This is a genomic window from Streptomyces parvulus, assembly GCF_014648855.1.
Taxonomy (GTDB): Bacteria; Actinomycetota; Actinomycetes; order Streptomycetales; family Streptomycetaceae; genus Streptomyces; species Streptomyces parvulus.
The window spans coordinates 307865-325727 of record NZ_BMRX01000002.1; the positions used below are offsets into that span (position 1 = coordinate 307865).

The 17863-nt window shown below is 73.3% G+C and carries 17 protein-coding genes; 5 read left to right on the plus strand and 12 right to left on the minus strand.

Annotated features, from left to right (window positions below):
• Positions 1–15: 15 nt before the first annotated feature.
• Positions 16–774: an LOG family protein gene (locus IE108_RS04350; protein ID WP_064729678.1), complete on the minus strand. Its 759-nt coding sequence runs from the start codon at positions 772–774 to the stop codon at positions 16–18.
• 118 nt (positions 775–892) lie between these two features.
• Entirely contained in the window at positions 893–1972 is a 1080-nt protein-coding gene (gene dapE / locus IE108_RS04355; protein ID WP_064729677.1) for a succinyl-diaminopimelate desuccinylase, read from the minus strand.
• A gap of 84 nt (positions 1973–2056) precedes the next feature.
• Between dapE and IE108_RS04360 the strand changes: the two genes are divergently transcribed.
• Positions 2057–3040, plus strand: a complete 984-nt coding sequence (locus tag IE108_RS04360) for a VldE C-terminal domain-containing protein (RefSeq protein ID WP_079163655.1) — start codon at positions 2057–2059, stop codon at positions 3038–3040.
• Positions 3041–3367: 327 nt separating this feature from the next.
• Positions 3368–3799 (plus strand): hypothetical protein, encoded by a 432-nt coding sequence (locus tag IE108_RS04365; RefSeq protein ID WP_064729675.1) that lies wholly within the window; start codon positions 3368–3370, stop codon positions 3797–3799.
• 58 nt (positions 3800–3857) lie between these two features.
• Here IE108_RS04365 and IE108_RS04370 read toward each other — a convergent pair whose 3' ends face one another.
• Entirely contained in the window at positions 3858–4955 is a 1098-nt protein-coding gene (locus IE108_RS04370; RefSeq protein ID WP_064729674.1) for a bifunctional succinyldiaminopimelate transaminase/glutamate-prephenate aminotransferase, read from the minus strand.
• Between the two features lie 112 nt (positions 4956–5067).
• Complete coding sequence (gene fdxA, locus IE108_RS04375; protein WP_005480604.1) at positions 5068–5385, minus strand: ferredoxin; 318 nt, start codon at positions 5383–5385, stop codon at positions 5068–5070.
• 140 nt (positions 5386–5525) lie between these two features.
• Here fdxA and IE108_RS04380 point away from each other — a divergent pair, with 140 nt between their 5' ends.
• Together IE108_RS04380 and IE108_RS04385 are read left to right on the plus strand one after the other, a co-directional pair.
• Entirely contained in the window at positions 5526–6536 is a 1011-nt protein-coding gene (locus IE108_RS04380) for a GNAT family N-acetyltransferase (protein ID WP_064729673.1), read from the plus strand.
• Complete coding sequence (locus IE108_RS04385; protein WP_107420267.1) at positions 6533–7399, plus strand: transglutaminase-like domain-containing protein; 867 nt, start codon at positions 6533–6535, stop codon at positions 7397–7399. Before IE108_RS04380 ends, IE108_RS04385 begins: the two co-directional genes overlap by 4 nt.
• A 145-nt stretch (positions 7400–7544) precedes the next feature.
• Here the strand turns inward: IE108_RS04385 and IE108_RS04390 are convergent, their stop codons facing one another.
• The 4 genes from IE108_RS04390 to IE108_RS04405 form a co-directional block, all read right to left on the minus strand.
• Entirely contained in the window at positions 7545–9761 is a 2217-nt protein-coding gene (locus tag IE108_RS04390) for a hypothetical protein (protein WP_064729672.1), read from the minus strand.
• Positions 9762–9918: 157 nt separating this feature from the next.
• On the minus strand, positions 9919–10341 hold the full coding sequence (locus IE108_RS04395) for a DUF6113 family protein (RefSeq protein ID WP_064729671.1): 423 nt from the start codon (positions 10339–10341) through the stop codon (positions 9919–9921).
• Entirely contained in the window at positions 10338–11210 is an 873-nt protein-coding gene (mshB, locus tag IE108_RS04400; protein WP_064729670.1) for an N-acetyl-1-D-myo-inositol-2-amino-2-deoxy-alpha-D-glucopyranoside deacetylase, read from the minus strand. The genes IE108_RS04395 and mshB overlap by 4 nt, the downstream gene beginning before the upstream one ends.
• Positions 11211–11259: 49 nt before the next feature.
• Positions 11260–11454, minus strand: coding sequence for a hypothetical protein (locus IE108_RS04405; RefSeq protein WP_029393692.1), 195 nt, complete (start codon positions 11452–11454; stop codon positions 11260–11262).
• Positions 11455–11649: 195 nt separating this feature from the next.
• Here IE108_RS04405 and IE108_RS04410 point away from each other — a divergent pair, with 195 nt between their 5' ends.
• Positions 11650–13773 (plus strand): S9 family peptidase, encoded by a 2124-nt coding sequence (locus tag IE108_RS04410; protein ID WP_064729669.1) that lies wholly within the window; start codon positions 11650–11652, stop codon positions 13771–13773.
• A gap of 139 nt (positions 13774–13912) precedes the next feature.
• Here IE108_RS04410 and IE108_RS04415 read toward each other — a convergent pair whose 3' ends face one another.
• The 4 genes from IE108_RS04415 to IE108_RS04430 are packed head-to-tail and all read right to left on the minus strand — an operon-like array spanning position 13913 to position 17858.
• Positions 13913–14977, minus strand: coding sequence for an ABC transporter ATP-binding protein (locus tag IE108_RS04415; RefSeq protein ID WP_064729668.1), 1065 nt, complete (start codon positions 14975–14977; stop codon positions 13913–13915).
• Entirely contained in the window at positions 14970–15953 is a 984-nt protein-coding gene (locus IE108_RS04420) for an ABC transporter ATP-binding protein (RefSeq protein WP_064729667.1), read from the minus strand. Before IE108_RS04420 ends, IE108_RS04415 begins: the two co-directional genes overlap by 8 nt.
• 8 nt (positions 15954–15961) lie before the next feature.
• On the minus strand, positions 15962–16942 hold the full coding sequence (locus tag IE108_RS04425) for an ABC transporter permease (RefSeq protein WP_064729666.1): 981 nt from the start codon (positions 16940–16942) through the stop codon (positions 15962–15964).
• Positions 16935–17858: an ABC transporter permease gene (locus IE108_RS04430; protein WP_064729665.1), complete on the minus strand. Its 924-nt coding sequence runs from the start codon at positions 17856–17858 to the stop codon at positions 16935–16937. Before IE108_RS04430 ends, IE108_RS04425 begins: the two co-directional genes overlap by 8 nt.
• Between the last annotated feature and the right edge of the window lie 5 nt (positions 17859–17863).

Consider the following 17863-nt stretch of genomic DNA (forward strand, 5'->3'; position numbering starts at 1 on the left):
CCCCCGCAGGAGCGCCTAGCGGCCGGCCTCCTTGGAGACCAGCGCGACCGCCTCGTCCACGTCGTCCGTGACGTGGAAGAGGAGCAGGTCCTTCTCGGCGGCCTTGCCCTGGGCCACCAGGGTGCCGCGGAGCCAGTCGACGAGGCCGCCCCAGTACTCGGAGCCGAAGAGGACGATGGGGAAGCGGGTCACCTTCTGGGTCTGCACCAGGGTGAGCGCCTCGAAGAGCTCGTCGAGGGTGCCCAGGCCGCCGGGGAGCACCACGAAGCCCTGCGCGTACTTCACGAACATCATCTTGCGGACGAAGAAGTAGCGGAAGTTCAGGCCGATGTCGACGTACGGGTTGAGGCCCTGCTCGAAGGGCAGCTCGATGCCGAGGCCGACCGAGGTGCCCTGCGCCTCCAGGGCGCCCTTGTTGGCGGCCTCCATGGCGCCGGGCCCGCCGCCGGTGATGACCGCGAAGCCCGCCTCGACCAGCCCGCGGCCCAGCCGGACGCCGGCGTCGTACTCCGGCGAGTCGGCCGGCGTGCGGGCGGAGCCGAAGACGCTGATCGCGGGCGGCAGTTCGGCGAGCGTGCCGAAGCCCTCGATGAACTCCGACTGGATGCGCAGCACCCGCCAGGGGTCGGTGTGCACCCAGTCCGTCGGCGCGCGCTCGTCCAGCAGGCGCTGGTCCGTGGTGCTCTTCTGGACCTGACCCCGCCGCCGGAGGACAGGGCCCAGGCGCTGCTCCTCCGGTGGCCGCTTCTTGCCCTCGGGGTTGCCGGTAGCCATGCGCGCTCCCTCCAGTTGCAGGTTCTTCCACCTCAGCGTAGATCTACGCGGGTTACGTACGAGGGACCTGAGCATGTCCGCCACGCGCCGGGGTAAACCAATTTCCGGCGCGGCCGGATCAGGCCGTCAGCCAGGAGCGCAGGCGTTCCTCGCCCGCGAGGACCTTCGCCACCTCGACCCGCTCGTCCCGCCTGTGCGCCAGGTGCGGGTTGCCCGGGCCGTAGTTGACCGCGGGGACGCCGAGCGCCGAGAAGCGGGAGACGTCGGTCCAGCCGTACTTGGGCTGCGGGGTGCCGCCCACCGCCTCGATGAAGGCGGCCGCGGCCGGGTGGGACAGTCCGGGCAGGGCCGCGCCGCTGTGGTCGTCGACCACGAACTCGGCCACCCCGCAGTCGGCGAAGACCTCGCGCACGTGGGCGAGGGCGTCCTCGGGGCTGCGGTCGGGGGCGTAGCGGAAGTTGACGGTGACCACGCACTCGTCGGGGATCACGTTGCCCGCGACACCGCCCGTGATGCCGACGGCGTTCAGGCCCTCGCGGTACTCCAGGCCGTCGATCACGCGGTAGCGGGGCTCGTAGGCGGCCAGGCGGGCGAGGATCGGGGCGGCCGCGTGGATCGCGTTGGAGCCCATCCAGCTCCGGGCCGAGTGCGCCCGCTCCCCCGTCGTCCTCAGCAGGACCCGCAGGGTGCCCTGGCAGCCGCCCTCGACCTGGCCGTCGGAGGGTTCGAGGAGCACCGCGAAGTCGCCCTCCAGCCACTCGGGGTGCGCCTCGGCGACGTGCCCCAGGCCGTTCAGGTCGGCGGCGACCTCCTCGTTGTCGTAGAAGACGAAAGTCAGGTCGCGGTTGGGGGCCGGGACGGTGGCGGCGATGCGCAGCTGCACCGCGACGCCGGCCTTCATGTCGCAGGTGCCGCAGCCCCACAGGACGCCGTCCTCGTCGAGCCGGGACGGCACGTTGTCCGCGATGGGGACCGTGTCGATGTGGCCGGCCAGGATCACCCGTTCCGCGCGGCCGAGGTCCGTCCGCGCGACGACGTTGTTGCCGTACCGCTCGACCGTCAGGTGCGGCAGGGCGCGCAGGGCGCTCTCGACCGCGTCCGCCAAGGGCTTCTCGGTGCCGCTCTCGGAGGGGAAGTCGACGAGCCGCGCGGTAAGCTCCGCGGCGTCCAGGGTGAGGTCAAGCGGGGTGTCGGCCATGGCTGAGACCCTAACGCCCCTGCCTGCTCGGGCACTGTGCGTACCCGGCATACACCGGACGCTACCCTCCAGTACCTTGTACGCGTGCTTCAGCCCACTCCGCCGCCCAAGCGCCGTGGCCGCCTCGTCCGTTCCGGGGCCGCCGCCATGGCCCTGTTCGCCGTCGCCGGATACCTGGCGGTGCAGTACGTGACCGGGGGCGCGGGCGCGCCCGGCTGCAAGGTGGTCGCCGGCGGCGACGGCGGCACGGCGTACGAGTTCACGCCGGAGCAGGCGGTGAACGCCGCGACGATCACCGCGGTCGGCACCGCGCGCAAGCTGCCGGAGCGGGCGGTGACGATCGCGCTGGCGACCGCGTTGCAGGAGTCCACGCTGCGCAACCTCGACCACGGGGACCGGGACTCGCTCGGCCTGTTCCAGCAGCGGCCCTCGCAGGGCTGGGGCAAGCCGGCGGAGATCATGGACCCGGCGTACTCGGCGGGTCTCTTCTACGACCACCTCGTCGAGATCCCCGGCTACCAGGACCTCGAACTGACCGACGCCGCCCAGCGGGTGCAGCGCAGCGCCTTCCCCCACGCCTACGCCAAGCACGAGCCGGACGCCACGCTGCTCGCCGCCGCTCTGACCGGCCGGTCCGCCGCGACCCTGACCTGCGACGGGCGCCCCGGCGCCGCGCGGGAGAAGGGGCCGGAGGCGGTGCGGGCGGCGCTGGTGCGGGACTTCGGGCGCGCGGTGTTCCAGCCGGCCGCCGCGACGGCGGGCGGGACCTCGGCGGAGCCGTCCACGGCTCCCGGCGCCGGGGCCGTCGACGGCGACGGGCGGACCGTGACGCTGCCCGTGGCCGGGGGCGCGGGCGCCGACGGCGGCGAGGACCCGCACCGGCGGGGCTGGCAGCTGGCGCACTGGGCGGTGGCCAACGCCTCCTCGCTGCACGTCGAGCGGGTCTCCTACGCGGGCCGGACGTGGACCGCGGGCAACACCGACAGCAAGTGGACGCCGATGGGCTCGGGCGGCGCCGAGGGCGCGGAGCGGGCGGCGGGCTCGGTGCGGATCACGTCCATGCGGTAGGGCCTGTCGGCCGCCCGTACGGTCCGTCACTCCCCCGGGTTACCCGCGCGGGCGCCGGGTCGACGCGGCTTACGCCTTTTCGCGTGGTCGCCCCCGAAAGCGCCGGAGCCCGGGAAAATCAAGGGCTGTAAGGATTCGGCAGACTTTCCGACCGGAGCCCTTTTGCCCGTTTTTCTGTGCACCTGATTATGCGACGCATTGCCAACTCTTTACGTTGTGCCGCCGCAACCTTCGCGGCCTTCGAGCGGTAGTCACTGCGTCCGAGCCCGTCGATCACTCGCCGGGAACGGTCGCTACTCATCAGTTGACTTCCGTCGAAGGAGCATCATGTCCCTCCCCCTGACCCGCCGGATCGCCCGTGCCGCGCTGCTCGTCGCTGCGGGAGCGGCCGCCGGGGTCGGTGCGGCCGGCTCCGCCAGCGCGGCTCCCGAACTGCCCGCCACCCCGAACCTCGGGGGGCTGACCGCCCTGGACGGCGCGAACGTCGGCAACACCGTGGACTCCGCCGCCCAGAACGTGACCGAGACCGCGGGCGAGACCGGCGGCAAGGCCGTCCAGAAGGCCGTGCCGACCGCCGGCAAGACCGGTGGCTCGGTCGTGAAGAAGGCCACCCCGGCCGCGCAGAACGCCGCCGGGGACGCGGCGGGCTCCGCCGGGGACATCGTCGGTGACACGGCGGCCACCGCCACGAAGGGCGGGCTGCCCACCGACTCGCTGGGCGCGGGCGGGCTGCCGGTGCAGGGTCTGCCGATCGGCTGACGCCGGGTCTGTACGGCGCCGGGGTCTGGGGTTCCCAGGCCCCGGCGTTCTTTCTTGCCTACCGCTTCAGGCGGGCCGCCGCTGACTGGACTCGTTCGTCCGTCGCCGTCAGGGCCACGCGGACGAAGCGTTCCCCGGCCGGGCCGTAGAAGTCGCCCGGGGCCACCAGGATGCCGCGCTCGGCCAGGTGGGCGACCGTGTCCCAGCAGGACTCGTCGCGGGTGGCCCACAGGTAGAGGCTGGCCTCGCTGTGCTCGATGCGGAAGCCGTGGCCGAGCAGGGCCTCGCGCAGGACGGCGCGGCGGGCCGCGTACCGCTCGCGCTGGACGCGCACGTGCTCGTCGTCGCCGAGGGCCGCCACCACGGCCGCCTGCGTCGGCGCCGACGTCATCATGCCGCCGTGCTTGCGGATCTCCAGCAGCGGGCCGAGGACCTCCGGGTCGCCGGCCAGGAACGCCGCGCGGTAGCCGGCGAGGTTGGACCGCTTGGAGAGCGAGTGCACGGCCACCAGGCCGTCGTACGAACCGCCGTTGACGTCCGGGTGCAGGACGGAGACCGGGGCGGCCTCCCAGCCCAGTTCCAGGTAGCACTCGTCGGAGACGACGAGGACGCCGTGCTCGCGGGCCCAGGCCACGATCCGGGTCAGCTCCGCCTTCGACAGGACCTTGCCGGTCGGGTTGGACGGCGAGTTGAGCCACAGCAGCCTGAGGCCCGCCGGGTCCAGTGCGGTCGGGTCGTCGTAGGCCTCGTACTCCGCGCGGGCCAGGCGGGCGCCGACCTCGTAGGTCGGGTAGGCCAGGCGGGGGAAGGCCACCCGGTCGCCGGGGCCGAGGCCGAGCTGGGTCGGGAGCCAGGCGACGAGTTCCTTGGAGCCGACGATCGGCAGCACGTGGCGGTGGGTGACGTCGCGGGCGCCGAGGCGGCGTTCCACCCAGCCGGTGATCGCGTCGCGCAGCGCCGGGGTGCCCCAGACCGTCGGGTAGCCCGGGGAGTCCGCCGCGTCGATCAGCGCCTTCTGGATCAGCTCGGGGACCGGGTCGACCGGGGTGCCGACGGAGAGGTCGACGATGCCGTCGGGGTGGGCCGCGGCCGTCTTCTTGTACGGCTCCAGCTTGTCCCAGGGGAAGGTGGGAAGCCGGTCGGAGACTGCGGACACGTTGGTGGCTCTCTTTCGTCTTCGTCCTGCGCGAGTCCTCGGCAAACGCCTCGGCCCCGTACCGCACCGGTCGGGAGGACCGGGCCGTACGGGACCGAGGCGGCGCGGGTGCTTACGCCTGCGGCGGCAGCGCGGCGACGAAGGGGTGGTCGCGCTCGATCAGGCCCAGCTTGCTGGCACCGCCCGGCGAGCCGAGTTCGTCGAAGAACTCGACGTTCGCCTTGTAGTAGTCCTTCCACTCCTCCGGAGTGTCGTCCTCGTAGAAGATCGCCTCGACCGGGCAGACCGGCTCACAGGCACCACAGTCGACGCATTCGTCCGGGTGGATGTACAAGGACCGCTGGCCCTCGTAGATGCAGTCGACCGGGCACTCCTCGATGCACGCCTTGTCCTTCACGTCGACACAAGGCTGCGCGATGACGTAGGTCACGCTGTCGTTCCTCCTCGATAGGGCGCTGGCGGGCCTCCTCAGGCTCCGCCGCCTGGCGCGCGGGAGCGCGGCGTCGTCGATGCCCGCCCCTAGTATCTCCGTTCTTGGGCATGATCCGAACAGGAGGGGTGGACAGACCCGTGGAAATCTCTGCCGCTGGGCGTCTTGAGGTCCGCATCACCGCTGCTGACGTGGGCAAACGAGTCTCCGTGCGGCGCTTGAGCGAAGCGGGTGGCTCGCTTGAGAAGTTCACCGACACGGTCGGTGTTCTCACATCCTGGACCGACGGTGTGCTGCTGATCACACGAAAGAGTGGCGAGACCGTGCGTGTCGCGGAATCCGCGCTCGTCGCCGGAAAGGTCGTGCCGTCCGCACCCGCGCGCCGGCGCGGTCCCGCCGCGACGTACGAGGAGCTGGCCCGGGTAGCCGCGCGGGCCTGGCCCCCCGTCGAGGAGGAGCGGCTCGGCGAGTGGCGGCTGCGGGCGGCCGGCGGCTTCACGCGCCGGGCCAACTCCGCGCTCCCGCTCGGCGATCCGGGGCTGCCGCTGGACGACGCCCTGAGTGCCGTACGGCGCTGGTACGGCGCCCGGGGGCTGCCCGCCTACGTGCAGGCCGCGACCGGTGCCGAGGGCACCGAGGAGCGGCTGTGCGCGGAGCTGGAGCGGCGGGGCTGGGTGCGCGAGGTGTCGGCGGAGGTGTGGACCGGCGGCCTGGCTCCGGTGGCCGACCTGGCCGAGGGCGCCGGCGTGGTCCTGTCCCGCGACGCGGACGAGGCGTGGCTGGCCCGCTACCAGCGCAAGGGCGTCTCCGACGTGGCCCTGCGGGTGCTGGGAGGGGGCCCTTCGGTGTGGTTCGCGACGGTCCCCGGCGCGGACGCCCCGGCAGCGATCGGGCGGTGTGTCGTGGACGGGCGGTGGGCCTCCTTCGCCGCCGTCGAGGTGGACCCCGCGCAGCGGCGCCGGGGACTCGCGACCGCCGTGATGGCCACGCTGGCCGGGCGGGCCCTGGAGGAGGGCGCGTCGGCGGCGTGGCTCCAGGTGGAGACGGACAACGCCGGGGCGCGGGCGCTGTACGCCGGGATGGGCTTCGCGGCGCACCACGCCTATCACCACTACCGGGAGCCCTCGGACGCCGCGACGGCGGCGCCGTGACGGGGCGGGTGCGTCCGCCCTCGCCGGAGCGCTCCGCGCAGGTGCGGCGGCGGTTCGCCGAGGAGGCGCGGTCCGAGCGGCCCGACCTCGCGACGCTGTGCCTGCTGCTGGGCGCGGAGGCGGACGGGGCGCTGGACGAGGCGGGGCTGGACGCCGCGCAGGTGGAACTCGACCGGCTGGCCGGGGAGCTGCCCTTCCGGCCGGGTGCGCCGCGGGCCTGGGCGGTGGCGCTGCGGGATCTGCTCGGCGGGCGGTACGGGTTCCACGGGGTGGCCGCGGACTACCAGCGGCTGGAGTCGTCCCTGCTGCACGAGGTGCTGCGGCGGCGGCGCGGGCTGCCGATCCTGCTGTCGGTGGTGTGGCTCGAGGTCGCCCGGCGGGCGGGGGCGCCGGTGTACGGGGTCGCGCTTCCGGGGCACTTCGTCGTGGGGCTCGGGGCGGAGTCCGGGCCGGCGGAGGAGCGGGTGCTGGTCGACCCGTTCGACGGGGGCCGGGTGCTCGAAGGGGACGACGCGGAGACGCTGGTCGCCGGGGCGACGGGGGCGGGGCTGCGGCCTTCGATGCTGGAGCCGGCGGCGCCGTTGCAGGTGGTGGCGCGGGTGCTGAACAACATCCGGGCGTGGGCCGAGGGCCGGCCGGAGGAGTCGGCGGTCGGGCTGTGGGCGATCGAGCTGGCCCTGCTGCTGCCGGCCCACGCGGCGCGGCTGCGGTACGAGCGGGCGCGGCTGCTGGTGCGGCGGGGGGAGTTCTCGGCGGGGGCCGGGGAGTTGGAGGCGTACGCGGAGGTCGTGGGCGCGGTGGACGACGGGGCCGCGGAGGAGGTGCGGGGGGAGGCCCGGGCGGCCCGCGCGATGCTGAACTGAGGCGGGCGCCTGGGCGCGGTGGAGGTGCGGTCGTCCTGCGACCGGCTGCCGTGCGTGGCTGGTCGCGCGGTTCCCCGCGCCCCCGGCGGGGCGCCGCGGCCGGCCCGGCCAGGGGGCACCCGGCACCCCCTGGCGGACTGTTGCGTCAGCTGGGATTGGTGTCGATGACGGCCACGCGGTCGGTCTTGCTCTTGAGGGCCTGGCGCAGGGAGCCGTAGACGTCCTCGGGGGTGACCGGCGTCTTCTCGCCGTTGGCGCGGGTGATGAGGACGCCGTCGAAGGTCTGGCCGTAGAGGCTCTTGAGGGCGTTCAGGTCGGGCTTGTCGACGAGCTTGCCGCCGACGGCCGTGACCCCGAGGAACTTCCAGAGCGACTTCTCAGGGCTGAACGCGATGGTGTGCGCCGCGTCCGTCTGCACGGTCACCTTGGCCGACATCGCCGGCTCGGCGAACTCCTTGAGCATCCGGTCGACCTCGGCCCTGGGGACCGTCGGCTGCTGGGTGGTGGTCGGCACGTTCACCGCGGCGGCGGTGCCGGTCTCCACCTGGGAGCGGTACGCCGCCCGCACGGACTCCGTCGACTTGGCGACGTCGATGCCCTTGCCGGCCTTGCCGTAGACGGGCACGGCCTTGCCGGACTCGAACTCGACGGTGCCCTCGGTGACCGAGCCGGCGCCGCCGGCCGCGTCCTCCAGGGCGGCGTGCAGCTTCTCCTCGTCGACCGGCATCTGCGGTTCCACGACGCGTTTCTGGCCGAAGAGCGAGCCGATGACGGAGACCGGGTTGTAGTCGCTCTTCGCGGCCGCGCTCGCGGTGGCCTGCGTGTCGAGCTGGAGCCCGGCCTGGTCTGGCCTGAGGGAGACGGTGTCGCCGCCGACCGTGAGCTTGAGGGGCTTGCCCGCACGAGCGGCGAGGGTGTCGTCCAGCTTCTCGACGGCGTCGTCGCGGGTGCCGCCGCCGATGTCGACGCCGAGCACGGTGGTGCCCTTGGGCACGTCGGAGCGGTTCATCAGCAGCCCGGCGCCGTAGGTGACGCCGGCGACGACGACCAGGCCGCCGACGAGCAGCGGCAGCTTGCCGCGCCCCTTCTTCTTGGCGGGCTTGGCGGAGCCCGCCGGGGGCGTGGAGACCGGTTCGGGCAGCTTGGGGGGCGTGTGCGGCAGCGGTCCGTCGCCGCCTGGGCCCTGGAAGGGCGCGGTGCGCTCGCCCGGGACGACGGGGATGCCGCTGGTCACGGTGTTGCCGGAGACGTTGTCCGGGTTGCCGTAGCCCGGGGTGCCCGGTTCGGGGGCGGGCTTCTGCGGGGTGAGGATCGCGGTGTCGTCGCTGAGTCCGCCGCCGGGGCCCTGGGGCCTGCCGGGTGCGGGGGCACCGCCCGGTCCGCGTACGCCGCCTTGGGCGGGCCCACGCTGCGCGGGTGCCCCGGGGGCGCCGGCCGCCCCGGGGGCGCCGAAGTCGCCGAGGTCGCCCACGGGGGGCGGGGTCAGGCGGCCCTCGCCGGTGACCGGACCGCCGGTCGGGCCCGCGGGGCCGGAGCCCTGGGGGGTCTGACCGTTCGGGCCGCCCGCTGCGCCGGCTCCGTCGCCGGCGAAGTACGGGAGGTCGTCGCGGCGCGGCTCGCCGCCGGGGCGGGCGCCGTTGCCGCCGCCCAGGGGTCCGGCCGCGAGTGCCTCGGTCACGTCGAAGGAACCGGTGCCTCCGCCGTGGCCGGGCGCGACGGGGCCGCCGGTCGCGCCGGGCAGTCCGGCGCCGTTGCCGGACCCGGGGCGGGTGCCGCCGGGCACGCTCATCGAGCCGACGACGCCACCGGGACGGCCACCGCCGCCCGGGCGCGTGCCGGCGCCCGGCGCGGCGGCGCCGGGAGCGCCCGCGCCGGCCGGACCGGCCGGGGCGCCGGCCGCGGGGCCCGAACCCCCGGGCTGACCGGCGCCGTTGGCGGAGCCGTCGCCCTGAGGTCCCTTGGCGGGGCCGGACTTGCGGGGCGCGAACCAGTCGCTCGTCGGCTTCTCCTCGGCGGGCGCGGCGGGCTCGGCGGGAGCCTCGGGGGCGCTCGTGGGAGGGACCGCGCTCGGCGCGGGCTGCTCGGCGGTCGTCTCCGCGTCGCCCGCGGCGCCGGCCTCGGCGTCCGTGACGGGCTTGCGTACGACGACCGGCGGGATGGGCCGGGACCCGGGGATGTTGATCCGGATACGGGTCGTCAGCGTCGTCTCGGTCTTGCGCTCCTCCGGTCGCGCGGCCGAACGGCCCGCGTCCGCACCGGCGTCGGAAGCCGTGGGTGTCCCGTAGGGCGGGGTGCCCGAGGGGTATGCGGCTCCGCCGCGCCCGTGGGGCCCGGAGGACGAACTGTCAGTTTCACGACTCAAGGCAGGTTCTCCCGGTTGGCTCCGCCGCCCGTCACACCTTCAAAGCGGGCGGCTCGGCGGCGCGCACCACCATACTGGCCACTTCTCGCGCGTATCCCGTGACCGCCGGGGAAACCCACACGGGACTCGCACGAGCGCGGTATGGCGAAGCGGTACGTCACTTGCGAAGTCGGGCGGTGCCGCCGCCCGGTTGCCTCACCGGCGCGAGGGTGGCGCACATCACAGCCACGGCGATGCCGCCGAGCAGGAAGAGGTACGAGCCGCTGCCCGCCGCGAACAGGAAGTCGCCCTCGGGGCGGCTGGTGGTGAGCAGCACCACGGCGAGCGCCCAGCCCGCGGCCGGCGCGACGGCCCCGCCCCGGCGTCCGGTCGCGCGGCCCGCGCCGAGGCACAGCCCGGCCTCGGCGGCCAGCGCCAGCAGCAGCCCGCCGGGGAACCAGGCCGGCTGGAGCAGCGCCCCGGCGACGCCGGTCGCCGCGCCGAGGACGAAGAGTGCCAGGTAGAGGGCGGCGCGGCCGAGCGAGGGCGGGCGCAGGGGCTGGGCCAGCACGGAGCTGGCCGGCCGGGTGCGGCCGCTCACGACGCCCCCTCGATGCCGATGCCGGCGAAGAGGTCGCTCTCGACCCCGCCCCGGGCGCGTGCGCCGCGCACCAGTTCGTAGTGCTCGGTGGTGAGGACGGGCTGGGCCAGGCCGTTGGAGAGGACGAAGTAGGGTCCGTCGACCGTGATCTGGGTGGCGTGCGCCCGCATGGCGGCGGACTTGGCCGCGGCGTAAGCGGTGCCCTCGCCGCGGATCTCGGTGGTGATCCTCGCGTCGTCGACGACGCCCGGTACGTCCTCGACGCCGGCCGCCCGGTCGAACGGCGTGTCCGGGAGGGCGGCGCGGAGGCGGGCGAACTCGTCCTCGACGCGGGAGCGCGGGACGCGGTTCCAGTACACCTTCTCCACCGGGCACCCGGCCTCGGCGGCCAGGTCGACCGCGCGCATGGCGATGCGGTGGGCCTGGATGTGGTCGGGGTGGCCGTAGCCGCCGTCGGGGTCGTAGGTGACGAGCACCTGGGGGCGTACCTCGCGGATCACCTCGACGAGGAGCGCGGCGGCCTCGTCGACGTCCGCCCGCCACAGGCAGCCCGGGTCGTCGTTGTCGGACAGGCCCATCATCCCGGAGTCCGCGAACCGGCCCGGCCCGCCGAGCAGCCGGAAGTCCTCGACGCCGAGCGCGCGCATCGCGGCGGCCAGCTCTCCCCTGCGGTGTCCGCCGAGGGCGGCGCCGGACAGGTGCGCCAGGCCCTGCGGGATGACCTCCCCCCGCTCGCCGAGGGTGCAGGTCACCAGCGTCACGTGGGCGCCTTCGGCGGCGTACCTGGCCATGGTGACGCCGTTGTTGATCGACTCGTCGTCCGGGTGCGCGTGCACCAGCAGCAGACGGCGGGCGGGCAGTTCCTTCATACGGTCACTCTATGGGGCGGCGAGGCCGGGCGGGCCTCGCCGCCGGCGCTCAGAAGTTGATGCTCCCGATCATCCCCGCGATGTTCGTCGTCAGCTCACTGATCGTGGGCGCGACGGTCGAAGAGGCCAGATAGAAGCCGAGAAGCATGCACACCACCGCGTGCCCCGCCTTCAGGCCGGACTTCTTGACCAGCAGGAAGACGATGATCGCCAGCAGCACAACCGCCGAAATCGAGAGTGCCACGGCGGCTCACCTCCAATAAGCCCAGGGACATGAGGGTCGGGTCGCAGTCGGAGCTCGGGACAGGGCGTACAGATAAATCCACGCAGCGAGCACCTGGTTGATACCCACTATGCGCTAGTGATCATAACTATCCGTGCGCGCGCATCTCTCGGCGCACGGCCGCACAAGGGGGCGCATGGCCAATATGGTCGGGGCATGACGACCGAGCCCGACTCCTTCCCCAAACGGCACGCGCGCACCCAGCGGTTCACGCTCGGCGCGCCGCGTTCGTTCACCGTGGCGCCCGACGGTTCCCGGGTCGCCTTCCTGCGCTCCGGCGCCGGTACCGACCGGGCCAACTCCCTGTGGGTCCTCGACGTGGACGAGGGCGCGGAGCGCGTCGCCGCCGACCCCCGCGCCCTCCTCGGCGGCGCGGAGGAGGCCCTGTCGCCCGAGGAGCGGGCGCGGCGGGAGCGCAGCCGCGAGGGCGGCGCCGGGATCGTCGGGTACGCCACCGACTCGGCCGTCGAGCTGGCCTCCTTCGCCCTCTCCGGGCGGCTCTTCACGGCCGAGCTGCGGGCCGGCACGGCACGTGAACTGTCCACGCCCGGACCGGTGATCGACCCCCGCCCCGCCCCCGACGGCCGGCACGTCGCCTACGTCGCGCGGGGCGGCCTGCGGGTCGTGGGCGCCGAGGGGGACGGGGACCGGGCCCTGGCCGAGGCGGACGGCGACGGCGTCACGTGGGGGCTCGCGGAGTTCGTCGCGGCCGAGGAGATGGGCCGCGTCCGGGGCTTCTGGTGGGGCCCCGACTCGGACCGGCTGCTGGTGGCGCGGGTGGACGACACCCCCGTACAGCGCTGGTGGATCTCCGACCCGGCCCACCCCGAACGTGATCCACAACACGTGCCGTATCCGGCGGCGGGCACCGCCAACGCTGACGTACGCCTGTTCGTCCTCGGCCTCGACGGGGGGCGCACGGAGGTCCTGTGGGACCGGGCGCGGTACCCGTATCTGGCGCGAGTGCACTGGTCGGGGTCGGGTGCGCCGCTCCTTCTCGTCCAGGCGCGCGACCAGCGCAGCCAGTTGTTCCTGGCCGTGGACACCGTGTCCGGGACGACCCGGATGGTGCACGCGGACGAAGATCCAATTTGGCTGGAACTCTTCCCCGGGGTGCCCTGCTGGAGCCCCTCCGGACAGCTGGTGCGGATCGCCGACGAGGGGGGAGCGCGCGTCCTGGCGGTCGGTGAACGGCTGCTGACCGGAGGCCAGTTGCACCTGCGGGCGGTGCTGGACGTCGGCGCCGACGACGTGCTGGTCTCGGCGTCGGCGGGCGAGGAGGCCGCCGGCCCGGAGACGGGCGAGGTGCACGTCTACCGGGTGAACGAACTCGGCGTGGAGCGAGTCTCGCAGGAGCCCGGCGTGCACACCGCGGCGCGCTCCGGGGGCGTGACCGTTCTCGTCTCGGCGACGCTCGACCGGCCGGGGGCCCGGGTGGTCGTGCTGCGGGACGGCAAGCCGACGGCCACCGTCACCTCGTACGCCGAAGACCCCGGTTTGTCCCCGCGCGTGACACTCACCCGAGGGGGCGCACGCGCTGTCCCGTGCGCCGTGCTTATGCCAACGGACTACCACGGTGACTCCCTCCTGCCCGTGCTCCTGGACCCGTACGGTGGCCCGCACGGCCAGCGGGTGGTGGCGGCGCACAACGCCCACCTCACCTCGCAGTGGTTCGCCGACCAGGGGTTCGCGGTGGTCGTCGCCGACGGGCGGGGCACGCCGGGGCACTCCCCCGCCTGGGAGAAGTCCATCAAGGACGACGTGGCCGCCGTGGTGCTCCAGGACCAGGTCGACGCGCTCCGGGCGCTCGCCGCCGACTTTCCGCTCGACCTGGACCGGGTCGCGATCCGCGGCTGGTCCTTCGGCGGCTACCTGGCCGCGCTGGCCGCCCTGCGCCGGCCCGACGTCTTCCACGCGGCGGTGGTCGGAGCCCCGGTCACCGACCTGCGGCTGTACGACACCCACTACCAGGAGCGGTACCTCGGCGACCCCGGCGAGCAGCCGGAGGTCTACCGCCGCAACTCGCTGATCGACGACGCGGGACTGGTGGACGCGGCCGAGCCGCACCGCCCGATGATGGTCATCCACGGGCTGGCCGACGACAACGTGGTGGTCGCGCACTCCCTGCGGCTCTCCTCGGCGCTGCTGGCCGCCGGCCGCCCGCACGAGGTGCTGCCGCTCTCCGGCGTCACGCACATGACCCCGCAGGAGTCGGTCGCCGAGAACCTGCTGCGGCTCCAGGTCGACTTCCTCAGGCGGTCGTTGCCGGCGCCGTCGTAGACCGAGCCGGCCGTGTCACCCGTACGCCAACCGCCTTAACAAAGAGGCAACTTCACGGAAGCGGCACCGATATACGGACGGGTGAGGCTGTTCAGCGTACGGCCGTGCGGGTGCCGTAAGCGGGCCGGGGAGCGCCATGTCACCCCGGCCCGCTGCCGTGCCCGGCGCCGTCGTCCGTCTCGGGCGGCACCACCTGCTTCTCCTCCGCGAAGTGGCACGCCGAGTCGTGGGCCGCGGGCCCGGAGACCGAGCGGAACTCCGCGGGGACGGCGAGGGCCGGCACCTCCAGCGCGCACCGCTCCCGCGCCTTCCAGCAGCGGGTGCGGAAGCGGCAGCCGGAGGGGATGTTCGTCGGGGACGGGACGTCGCCGGCCAGGATGATCCGCTCCCGGTGCTCGCGGGCCTCCGGGTCGGGCACCGGCACGGCGGAGAGCAGGGCCTGCGTGTAGGGGTGGGTCGGGTGGTCGTAGATCTCGGCGTCCCGTCCGGTCTCCACGATGCGGCCGAGGTACATCACCCCGACCCGGTCGGAGATGTGCCGGACGATCGACAGGTCGTGCGCGATGAAGATGTAGGACAGGTCGAACTCGTCCTGGAGGCGGGCCATCAGGTTGATCACCTGCGCCTGCACGGAGACGTCGAGGGCGGAGACCGGCTCGTCGGCGACGATGATCTCCGGGCGCAGGGCGAGGCCGCGCGCGATGCCGATGCGCTGGCGCTGGCCGCCGGAGAACTGGTGGGGATAGCGGTTGATGTACTCCGGGTTGAGGCCGACCACGTCGAGGAGCTGCTGGACCCGGGCCCGCCGGTCGCCCTTCGGCGCCACCTCGGGGTGGATGTCGTACGCCTCGCCGATGATGTCGCCGACCGTCATGCGGGGGTTGAGGGAGGTGTAGGGGTCCTGGAAGACCATCTGGATGTTGCGGCGCACGGACTTGAGGGCCTTCCCGGAGAGCCGGGTGATGTCCTCGCCCTTGTAGCGGATCTCGCCGGCCGTCGGGCGCTCCAGGTTGACCAGCATCTTGGCCACGGTGGACTTGCCGCAGCCGGACTCGCCGACGATGCCGAGGGTCTCGCCGCGGTCGAGGTGGAAGTCGACGCCGTCGACCGCCTTCACCGCGCCGACCTGCTTCTTGAAGAGGATGCCGGTCGTCAGCGGGTAGTGCTTGACGAGGCCGGTGACCTGAAGGATCGGCTCAGCCATGGAGGCACTCCCTCCAGAAGTGGCAGGCGCTGCCCCGCTCCGCGTCGGACTCGGTGACGTCGTACAGCGGTGGTACGTCGGTGGCGCAGACGTCCTGGGCCATCGGGCAGCGCGGGTGGAAGGCGCAGCCGGGCGGGATGCGGGTGAGGTTGGGCGGCAGGCCCTTGATGGCGTACAGCTCCTGGCCCTTCTGGTCCAGGCGCGGGATCGACTCCAGCAGGCCGCGGGTGTAGGGGTGGGCGGGGTTCTTGTAGATGTCGTGGACCGGGGCGGTCTCGACGATGCGGCCCGCGTACATGACGGCGATCCGGTCGGCGACGTCGGCGACCACGCCGAGGTCGTGGGTGATGAGGATGAGGCCCATGTGCAGCTCGCGCTGGAGTTCGGCGAGCAGGTCCATGACCTGGGCCTGGACGGTGACGTCGAGGGCGGTGGTCGGTTCGTCGGCGATGATCAGCTTGGGCTCCAGGGCCATCGCCATGGCGATCATGATGCGTTGGCGCATACCGCCGGAGAACTGGTGCGGGTACTGCCGCACCCGCTCCTTCGCGGCCGGGATGCGGACCCGGTCCATCAGTTCGACGGCCTTGGCGCGGGCGTCCTTGCGGGACATGCCCCGGTGCACGGTGAACATCTCGCCGAGCTGGTCGCCGACGGTCAGGACGGGGTTCAGCGAGGACAGCGCGTCCTGGAAGATCATCGCCATCTCGGCGCCGCGGACCTTCCTGCGCTCCTCCTCCTTCAGCTTCAGCAGGTCCCGGCCCTCGAAGAGGATCTCGCCCGAGGTGATCCGGCCCGGTGGGACGTCGAGGATGCCCATGACCGTCTGGGCGGTGACGGACTTCCCGGAGCCGGACTCGCCGAGGACGGCCAGCGTCTCGCCCGCGTCGACGCCGTAGCTGACCCCGTTGACGGCCCTGGCGACACCGTCCCGGGTGTGGAACTCCACGTGCAGGTCGCGCACTTCGAGCAGCATGGCCGGGCTCACCTCAGCTTCGGGTCGAGGGCGTCGCGCACCGCGTCGCCGAGCATGATGAACGCGAGGACGGTGACGGCCAGCGCGCCGGACGGCCACAGCAAGGCGTGCGGGGCGTTGCGCACGTAGGGGGCGGCGGCGGAGATGTCGATGCCCCAGGAGACGCTGGGCGGTTTCAGGCCGACGCCGAGGAACGACAGGGTGGCCTCCAAGGAGATGTAGGTGCCGAGCGCGATGGTCGCCACGACGATGACCGGGGCGACGGCGTTCGGCGCGATGTGCCGCAGCAGCAGCCGGGAGTTGGAGGCGCCGAGGGCGCGGGCGGCCTGCACGTAGTCGTTCTGCTTGGCGGTGATGACGGAGCCGCGGGCGATGCGGGAGATCTGCGGCCAGCCGAGCAGCACGATGAAGCCGATGACCGGCCAGACCGTGTTGCTGGTGATCACGGAGAGCAGCACCAGGCCGCCGAGGACCACCGGGATGGCGAAGAAGATGTCGGTGATCCGGGAGAGTACGGCGTCCCCGGCGCCGCCGAAGAACCCGGCGAGCCCGCCGAGCACGCTGCCGAGGACGGCGACCCCGAGGGTGGCGAGGACGCCGACCGCCACGGAGGTGCGGGCGCCGTAGACGGTGCGGGTGTAGACGTCGCAGCCCTGGCCGTTGAAGCCGAAGGGGTGGCCGGGCTGGGAGCCCTCCTGAGCCTTGGCGAGGTCGCACTTGAGGGGGTTGCCGGAGGCGATCAGCGACGGCCAGATGGAGATGACGATCAGGAAGAGGATCACCAGCGCGGAGATGATGAAGACGGGGTTGCGGCGCAGGTCGTGCCAGGCGTCGGACCAGAGGCTGCGGGGCTTGTCCTGCGGGCTGCCGCCGTCGGGGCCCGGCGCCTTCTCCAGCGTGACCGCCTCGCTGGCGCCGAGGTCCATGGTGCCGCCCATGCCGGTGCCGGCGATGGCGCGCTCGGGCTCGTAGGGCTCCTGGTCAGGCATAGCGGATCCTCGGGTCGAGTACGGCGTACAGGAGGTCGACGACGAGGTTGGCGACGAGGAAGACGAGGACCAGGACGGTGACGAAGCCGACCACGGTCTGCGTGTTCTGGCGCAGGATGCCCTGGTAGAGCTGGTAGCCGACGCCGTGGATGTTGAAGATCCGCTCGGTGACGATGGCGCCGCCCATCAGGGCGCCGATGTCGGTGCCGATGAAGGTGATGACGGGGATGAGGGAGTTGCGCAGCAGGTGCCGGGTGATGACCCGGTGGCGCGGCAGGCCCTTGGCGATGGCGGTGCGGACGTAGTCGGAGCGCCGGTTCTCCGCGATGGAGGTGCGGGTCAGGCGGGTGACGTAGGCCAGCGACACCGAGGCGAGGACCAGGCCGGGGACGATCAGCTCGTCGAAGGGCGCCTCGGAGGAGACGGCGGGGTCGATCCAGCCCCACTTGACGCCGAGCAGCAGCTGGAGCAGCAGGCCGGTGACGAAGGTGGGCACGGAGATGACGACCAGCGTGAGCAGCAGCACCCCGGTGTCGACGGGGCGGCCGCGGCGCAGACCGGTGACGACGCCGAGGACGATGCCGACGACGATCTCGAAGAGGATCGCGATGATCGTGAGCCGGATGGTGACCGGGAACGCCGTGCCCATCAGCTCGGTGACCGGCTGGCCGTTGAAGGCGGTGCCGAAGTCGCCGGTGAAGACGTTGCCCATGTAGGTCAGGTATTGCTGCCACACGGGCTTGTCGAGACCGAACTCCTTGCGCAGCTGGGCCGCGGTGGCCGGGTCGCACTCCCGGTCGCCGCAGAGTCCCGCGACGGGGTCGCCCATCACGTTGACCATCAGGAAGATAAGCAGCGTGGCCCCGATGAAGACCGGGATCATCTGGAGCAGCCGCCGGACGACGTAGCGTCCCATGGCGC

What these genes read in the sequence shown, in the direction of transcription:
- mshB (WP_064729670.1), bottom strand. Translation starts at nt 11,210, where the DNA reads ATGAAGGAACTGCCCGCCCGCCGTCTGCTGCTGGTGCACGCGCACCCG.
- IE108_RS04420 (WP_064729667.1), bottom strand. Translation starts at nt 15,953, where the DNA reads ATGCTGCTCGAAGTGCGCGACCTGCACGTGGAGTTCCACACCCGGGAC.
- dapE (WP_064729677.1), bottom strand. Translation starts at nt 1,972, where the DNA reads ATGGCCGACACCCCGCTTGACCTCACCCTGGACGCCGCGGAGCTTACC.
- IE108_RS04415 (WP_064729668.1), bottom strand. Translation starts at nt 14,977, where the DNA reads ATGGCTGAGCCGATCCTTCAGGTCACCGGCCTCGTCAAGCACTACCCG.
- IE108_RS04350 (WP_064729678.1), bottom strand. Translation starts at nt 774, where the DNA reads ATGGCTACCGGCAACCCCGAGGGCAAGAAGCGGCCACCGGAGGAGCAG.
- IE108_RS04365 (WP_064729675.1), top strand. Translation starts at nt 3,368, where the DNA reads ATGTCCCTCCCCCTGACCCGCCGGATCGCCCGTGCCGCGCTGCTCGTC.
- IE108_RS04430 (WP_064729665.1), bottom strand. Translation starts at nt 17,858, where the DNA reads ATGGGACGCTACGTCGTCCGGCGGCTGCTCCAGATGATCCCGGTCTTC.
- IE108_RS04425 (WP_064729666.1), bottom strand. Translation starts at nt 16,942, where the DNA reads ATGCCTGACCAGGAGCCCTACGAGCCCGAGCGCGCCATCGCCGGCACC.
- IE108_RS04410 (WP_064729669.1), top strand. Translation starts at nt 11,650, where the DNA reads ATGACGACCGAGCCCGACTCCTTCCCCAAACGGCACGCGCGCACCCAG.